Source organism: Wolbachia endosymbiont of Onchocerca gibsoni (genome assembly GCF_029169405.1).
Classification (GTDB): Bacteria; Pseudomonadota; Alphaproteobacteria; order Rickettsiales; family Anaplasmataceae; genus Wolbachia.
In genome coordinates, this window is the sequence record NZ_JABUMP010000001.1 from 211,678 (window position 1) to 218,300 (window position 6,623).

A 6,623-nucleotide genomic window follows, 5' to 3' on the forward strand; every position below is an offset into this window, starting at 1 on the left:
TACTATGTTAAAATTAAATAATATACTTAAGCAATTTTTAGTTTAAAGATAATGCCAGATAATGTAAATCTAGATCAAATATTTTTTGCTCATAATAATGTCAATATTAATAATATATATAAAATAGTTAATAGTATTTTGAGCAATAGTAATTGTGGTGAGCTATTCTTAGAATTTTGCCAATCAGAGTCCTTGATTTTTGATAATAATGTACTGAAGCATATGGATTTGAATACTAGAAGGGGATTTAGTTTGAGGGTTTTTTGTGAGAGTAGTACGTCTTTTATCTGTTCTTCTGAGATTAGTGAAAGAGAAATTAGTAATGCTGCTTCCATAGTAAAAAGTTCAGTATCTTTAGATAAAACAAGTTCAACAAGCTTAAAAAANGAGACAAAAAATCTGTACCCAAGGATTAACCCCATAAATGAAATAGACCTGACCTCAAAAATGAAACTGCTCGATGAAGTTAACGAATATGTAAGGTCCAAAAATACCTTCGTGAAACAAGTGAAAATAACTCTGAGTGGAGAATGGCAAGTTGTACAAATAATAAAAAATGATCACAGATTAAGTGATATCAGGCCTCTAGTGTGTTTTAATGTGTTAGTTATTGTAGAGAAAAATGGTCGCACTGAAAGGGGTTTTGCAGGACATGGTGGGAGAGACTCTTATAGTAAATTTATTTCTGAGAAAATGTGGAAAAAAGTTGCAAATCAAGCATTAGAACAAGCATTGGTAAACCTTGAGGCAATTCCAACTCCAGCTGGAGAGATGATAGTTGTCTTGGGTCCAGGTTGGCCGGGAATATTATTACATGAAGCTGTGGGTCATGGGCTTGAAGGTGACTTTAATCGCAAGGGAGTTTCAGCATTTTCAAACTCTATTGGTAAGCAAGTAGCAGCTGGTGGTATTACAGTAGTTGATGATGGAACTCTACCTAATTTACGTGGTTCTATTAGAATAGATGATGAAGGTACTACACCTTGTTGCAATGTATTGATAGAAGATGGAATTCTTAAAGGATATATGCAAGATCATATGAATGCTAAACTTATGGGTATGAATCCAACTGGTAATGGTAGAAGGGAAAGCTATAAGGAAATTACTATGCCACGCATGACAAATACTTATATGTTGCCAGGGAAGTATACACCAGAGGAAATAATATCTAGCGTAAAAAGGGGTATATATGCAGTGAATTTCAGTGGTGGGCAAGTTGATATAACGTCAGGGAAATTTGTTTTTTCATCCTCAGAGGCTTATTTGATAGAAAATGGTAAAGTTATGCAGCCAATCAAAGGGGCAACATTGATTGGTGATGGTCCAACAGTGTTGAAAAAAGTATCTATGATTGGTAACGATTTAAAATTAGATCCAGGTGTTGGTACATGCTTAAAAGATGGGCAAAGTATACCCATTGGGGTTGGTCAACCGACACTTAAGGTTGACTCAATCACAGTAGGCGGAACTGAGTTATAAGCCATGCTGACTTTCTGTTACTTTTCGCCGTTTATTTTCTTTTTCCTGGAAGGACTGATTTTGGTTTGCCTTAACTTGCTTAGGCACAGTAGACGGCTTACTATTTTCTCTTGCTTGAGCAGATTGTTTACTTTTCTCAATTTGGGTTTCTAAAATTTTACTAATGCCCCCATTAATTTCATTACTCCACTTTTTCTTACTTGACGAATGAGGATTATATAAGGTACCTTTTTTGTCATTAAAAAAAAGGCTCTTTATTGCACCTGATATGGGCAATATAAGAAGAATACCATTGATTGTTGATGTGATTGGGCCAGTGCCAAATATTAGTACTGAAAAAGCAAAAAGAATAATAGGAAATAAAAGTTTACGTAAGAACGTTATTACCATTTCTTCATCGCTAAATGGTAGTTTATCATCTTCTTTTTTACCTTTGTCGGAAAATAGCAATCCATTCTTAAAAGAACTAAAGAAGTTCTTAGGATCTATCTTGACTCCAAATAATCGTCCAGCAAACTTTATAAGAGAGTCTTTAGCTTCTGTGTTGCATATATCAGATATGCACTCATTAACTACTTTTCCTATTTTATCCTTATTTAAATTTTTTTTATTCGCTAAATTTTTTTTCCTGATTTTCTCAAGTACAGAAAGTAAAAACTGAAGGAAATTCTCTTCACTAAGTTGTTTTATATCTTTTGGTCCGACATTTTTAAATATAGCCTGATTTTGATCTAGCATAAAAGTAAGTGTTGCCTTGTCATCTTCCTTTAACTCTTCAGATTGTACTTTATTTTTTAGCGACTCTATAAAGGTATCATAGATCACTCTATGTTTCTTTTCGAAAATTACCTCACCCTTTATTATCTGAGTAGATGACTTTGAAAGATTTGAATCCTTCATTTGCAGAGGTATCATGACTGACCTATTTGCATTTGCCTATACTTTAATTATAGTGTATCTTTTATATTAATTCAAATGGTTTATTTTTTAGAATTTATAGCGTTTAAGTCATAATTAAGAGAATTTGAGCCCCAGTTATCGCTAATTTTTATCTCCACTTCAAGCGGTACGGAAATTTTTACTGCATTTTCCATCACGTTTTTCATAAGTTTTGCTGTTTCTTGTACTTTACTGTTCTCCACCTCAACTAGTAGCTCGTCATGAACTTGGAGAATTATTTTACCTGACTTTAACTGATCATGAAGTTGAACCATTGCAAGTTTTATTATGTCAGCAGCAGTTCCTTGCACGGGTGCGTTTATTGCTGCCCTTTCTGCAAATTGCCTTAGATAAGGGATTGTGTTGTTTATATCTTTTAGAAAGCATCTTCTACCGAACAAGGTTTCTACATAGCCGTGCTGCCTTGCAGCAGATATCTTTTCTTCCATATAGATCTTTATCTCTGGATAACAGGAGAAGTAATAGTCAATATATTCAGCAGCTTCTCGAACGGTAATTTTAAACCTTCTCGCAAGGCCAAATGGACTAATGCCGTATATAATTCCAAAATTAACAGATTTTGCTTTTTGTCTTAGCTGCTTATCCACATTTGCACCTTCTTGTACTCTAAAAACCTGTCTCGCAGTGATATTGTGAATATCTTGTTTATTCGCAAAAGCTTCTTTAAATGCTGTAATATTTGCAATATGTGCCAAGAGTCTTAATTCTATTTGTGAATAATCAGCAGAAACTATCTTACATCCTTTTGGAGCAATAAATGCTTGCCTGATAAGATTTCCCTCTTNGCTCCTGATAGGAATATTCTGCAAATTAGGATTACTGGAGCTGAGCCTACCTGTTGCAGTTGTTGAGAAAATTGTATGTACTCTACCATCAAGGGGATCTACCCGCTTTACTAGTGCGTCAGTGTATGTACCCTTTAGTTTACTTAAATGTCGCCAACCTAAGATCTTACTTGCAATTTTAACTCCTTCTATTTCAAGTTCTTCTAATACTTCAGAGCTTGTGCTATACGATCCAGACTTTGACTTTTTCTTTTTACTAAGCCCCATCTTATCAAACAAAATGTCACTTAATTGTTTTGGCGAAGCAATATTAAATCTTTCTCCTGCTAAGTTATATATGTTACTCTCAAGCACAGTTAGTGATTGTTGAAATTTACCGGATAGCTCCTGTAGCTTTTGAGTATCTAGCAATATTCCATTTTTCTCCATGTTGAGTATCACTTTCACAAGTGGCNNNTTATCGAGGCGTTCGTAGATTGTAAAAAGCTTTTCTTGAAATAGTCTTTGCGTTAACTTTTTATGGATCGCTATTAAAGCTTTTGCTGAGAGAGCCTCTATATCTTCACTTAAATTATGTGCAACTATACTTGGAATGCTGTGATCGTGCTTTCCTGTGTCAAGACTATACGACATTGTCATCAAATCATCAACTGAGTATAATGCTTTCTCTATTGCAGGGAATATTTTTTTGATCTTTCTAATATTGTGTATTATTTTCAACATCCCATTTGCAAGTAAATTTGAGTTTACTATAATGAGCGAATCTTGTAGGCAGTTTTGATTTATGTAAAAAATACTGTTTTCACTGCAAGATAATGAAACTTTACTTAACACGTTTTTTTCAAAATGGCAATAGATTGCAATTTTACCCTCATATCTGCAATGCTCCAAAAATTTTTCTAATTCTTTGTTTCTATATTCTATTTTTCCTTCAATGCTAGGTTGACTATAAGGAAAAAGCTTTTCTACTTTGCCTATTAATGAATTAAATTCATATTTCTTTAAAAAAGATAATAATTTCTTCATATTTGGAGGATAGACCTTATGCTTTGCAATATCACAGTGAAGATTCACTTTTTCACATAGTGATAGAAGCTTTCTTGAAATGAATGCTTTTTCCTTATGTTCAGTGAAAATATCACGAATCCTTACTTGCTTGATGCAACTAATATTTGCCATAATATTATCTAGCGAATCAAATTCATCCAGAAGTTTAACTGCAGTTTTTGGACCTATTCCTGGAATGCCAGGAATGTTATCAGATGCATCTCCAGTTAGAGAAAATAAATCAAGAAGCCTGTTTGAATTTACGCCAAATTTTTCTATTACTTGTTTTTCATTTATGTATATATTTTTAATAGGATCAAATATTAGTATGTTGTAATTTAACAGCTGAAATAAGTCTTTATCTGATGAGACTACTACTACTTTAAAGTCTTGGCGGTTGGCATATTTTATAGCTAGTGTTGCAATTATGTCATCTGCTTCATAGCCTTCAATCTCTTCGTAGCTAAGGTTAAAAGCTTCTACTGCCTCTCTCAGTATTGCAAACTGTAGAGTTAAATCCTTAGGGGGTGTTATTCTGTTCGCTTTATACTCAGGATATGAATCGTGCCTGAAATTTTTCTTGCCAGAGTCAAATGCTATAGTTAAGTAATCTGAATATGTAATATATTTAAGAATCATATTAAGAAAACCATATACAGCCCCTACTGGGGTACCGGTTGTGGTAGTTAAATGATGTAAAACGTAATAAGCTCTGAAAAGAAAGCCGTAACCATCAATAATTGTGAAAGTTTTTTCTTGCACTCTGAGTATTCAAATGTGCCTTGATACTCTATTATTTAGATATAAAAATCAAGTCTTTGTTTTCTGCTTTTGACCATTGCAAGAGATTTTTATCTAGAACAATATTAATACATAGTTAATATTTTAAATTAAGTTGTATGCTAGCAAATTGAAAGCTTAAAATGGACAAAAAAAAGAGCTAAAAGGATCAAGTCATCTAGCTGAACTATAAAAGCAAGGCGTAAATTCAGTAAATTAAATACTCTGGCAGCTTGACTATAACAATAAATGATAGCGAAATGCTTGCAGCATCAAAATAAAGTGTTATATGGTTAAACATACTGGCTAACTTAATAACAAAAGATCACCATTAATCAAGATCGGTGATTAGTAGAAAATCACCTATTCAGGAAAACTTAAAAAAGTTAGCGTTTCTGGAATGCTAAGACTAAGAGATTTTGTTACACTGAGAAAAGATCATCTCAGATAAAGAATAGACCTAAGTAAACTTTAAAAGAGGCTGAACAGACTGCTAGTTTCGACGATCAAATTAAAGCTCTATAGAGTAGCAAAATAATTTGCAATAGAAGCTTGCTAAGCCTAATCGAGTAGAGGAAGTCATTTATACTTATAAAAGTAAAAGAGCATAAAACTAAAGAGAGAAAGCTAAATGGAGAGTTGAGAGCTTAGTAGAAAATTTTAAAATGACAAAAGCTTAGAATTTTGGATTCTACAAATGGATCTTGCGATATAAGTAACCCTAACAAATAAATATTTAAAATGAATAGATAAAATGGTACATGTGTTATATGTGTGCTAATAGCTGTGATGGTTTTTCTGAATTCAATGTCTCTAGTATGTAAGTCTCTTCAAGAAATACTAAAAAGCTAATTCTCTACATATGAAAATAAATAGATCCAGCCCTCAGATATGGGCATCAAGTTAAAGCTCTATTGCAAAGTAGTAACATAAAAGAAAAATGCGAGAAAAATCTAAAAGAGATATATTAAGTTTTAAAGAACGAAATAGGTAAAAATGGAAAGAACTTTAACTTTAAAAATGATCAATGTATTAATAGATTAAGAAAATAGAAACATGTCATTAGGTTCAATCATGGAATCTATACAAACAGTGTGACTATTGCAACAGATATCAAATTTCTGGAGAAAAGATCTAAGATTTAATGTAAAAAAACATAAAACAATGGCTACAACTAACATAAACTATTTTCGTTATCTTACAGGCAGATCGTCTAATCCTATTGTAATTATTGTGATTAACTTTATTAACTATTCTTGGGCTATTAAATTTTCTTTGTTGCTCCAGTTCTTTTATATTGTTAATAAAACTTAATTCCTTTATTGTTAGAGCTTAGTGTGACGCTACATTCTTTTTCGTTGATGTACCTGCTTGAATTCATATTTATGTAAGGAATTAACTAATTCATAATATATAATTTTTTTATCATTCTTATCTTTGCAATATAGCAATTATATCTTTTTTAGTATCATAACCTAACATTGAAAAACCTGTGATCTTATTATTTTCGTAAAGCTTACTATCTAAAAGTTTGCCTATTTCAATACCTGTACTCTTACCTTTCAGTATTCT

Annotated in this window: 3 protein-coding genes; 1 reads left to right on the plus strand and 2 read right to left on the minus strand. The window is 32.4% G+C overall.

From position 1 onward, the window contains the following. The first annotated feature begins 51 nt into the window (after positions 1-51). The gene (gene tldD / locus HSX44_RS00780) at positions 52-1,479 is read left to right on the plus strand and encodes a metalloprotease TldD (protein ID WP_275601886.1); all 1,428 of its coding nucleotides are present in this window, start codon (positions 52-54) and stop codon (positions 1,477-1,479) included. Here the strand turns inward: tldD and HSX44_RS00785 are convergent. Together HSX44_RS00785 and polA are read right to left on the minus strand one after the other, a co-directional pair. Next, positions 1,474-2,379 (minus strand): hypothetical protein, encoded by a 906-nt coding sequence (locus HSX44_RS00785; RefSeq protein ID WP_275601887.1) that lies wholly within the window; start codon positions 2,377-2,379, stop codon positions 1,474-1,476. The genes tldD and HSX44_RS00785 overlap by 6 nt on opposite strands. A gap of 80 nt (positions 2,380-2,459) precedes the next feature. Further along, positions 2,460-5,033 (minus strand): DNA polymerase I, encoded by a 2,574-nt coding sequence (gene polA, locus HSX44_RS00790; protein ID WP_275601888.1) that lies wholly within the window; start codon positions 5,031-5,033, stop codon positions 2,460-2,462. Between the last annotated feature and the right edge of the window lie 1,590 nt (positions 5,034-6,623).

Bases quoted from the DNA above. Each gene is read 5' to 3' on its own strand.
- HSX44_RS00785 (WP_275601887.1), bottom strand. From the start codon at position 2,379: ATGAAGGATTCAAATCTTTCAAAGTCATCTACTCAGATAATAAAGGGT.